The organism is Pseudomonas sp. 58 R 3 (assembly GCF_900006605.1).
Lineage (GTDB): Bacteria > Pseudomonadota > Gammaproteobacteria > Pseudomonadales > Pseudomonadaceae > Aquipseudomonas > Aquipseudomonas salomonii.
Window position 1 is genome coordinate 1 of the sequence record NZ_CVTT01000028.1, and the last position, 1010, is coordinate 1010.

1 protein-coding gene is annotated in these 1010 nt (G+C 52.6%); it reads left to right on the forward strand.

All coding sequences use genetic code 11. The features are described from left to right. Positions 1-104: 104 nt before the first annotated feature. A partial coding sequence (locus BFP92_RS30130) for an IS4 family transposase (protein WP_139114029.1) occupies positions 105-1010 on the forward strand: 906 nt, incomplete at its 3' end.

Consider the following 1010-nt stretch of genomic DNA (forward strand, 5'->3'; position numbering starts at 1 on the left):
ATCCCCGATTTTTCTTACGAAAAATCAAGAAGTTGGAATTATTGAAGAAGCCTGCATGAGTCGGCAACTTGGTTTGCACCACACAAAAACAAGATCCCCGACCCATGCAAGCCATCCGATTTTTACACAGAGCGCTCGCTCAAGCACTGCCTTCAATCCATTCTCGTCGCCTGACAACACTGATGAGTTGTGTCAGTTCGTTACTGCAAGGCCGCCGCCTGACGCTGACAGCACTCGGACGTTTTATGCCAGGTCAGGCGTACCCCAAACATGCAATCAAGCGGGTCGATCGGTTGCTGGGCAATCAACACCTCAGAGCAGAGCGCCCGCTGTTCTACTGGGTGATCCTGCGGGCATTGCTGGGGTCGGTGAAGCACCCATTAATCTTGGTTGACTGGTCACGAATTGATGCTCCCGGTAATGCTTTTTTGTTGAGAGCCGCGATACCGCTGGCGGGGCGCTCATTTCCAATTTATGAAAGTGTTCATGAGCGCGAGGGTTGCCCCAAATATCAAAACCGCCTGCTCAAAACACTGGCTGAACTACTGCCCGATGGATGTGTTCCAGTGATGGTTACTGATGCAGGTTTCCGGCGACCATGGATGAAAGCAGTGGCTGCGCAGGGCTGGTACTACGTGGCTCGCATACGAAATCGTGAGCTATATCGTGGTGACGAAAATGAGTGGCTGCCCGTGAAAAACTTGTATGCGTTGGCCACCTCGTCACCCAAGTCGATTGGCCGGGTCGAGATGACACGTAGCGCTCCGCACTTGATCGATTTGTACTGCGTGCGACATTCAGCCAAGGGCCGCAAGCATCAACGAGTTACCGGCTCAATCGCCAAAAGTAAGCTCAGCCGACAGTCAGCCAGGCGTGAACGGGAGCCATGGTTGCTTGCCAGCAATCTTAAGCAAGGCGAATGGAATCCAGCAAAGATCGTAGCGATTTATAAGCGCCGCATGCAGATCGAAGAAGGCTTTCGAGACGTAAAAAGTGAGCACCTGGGATTG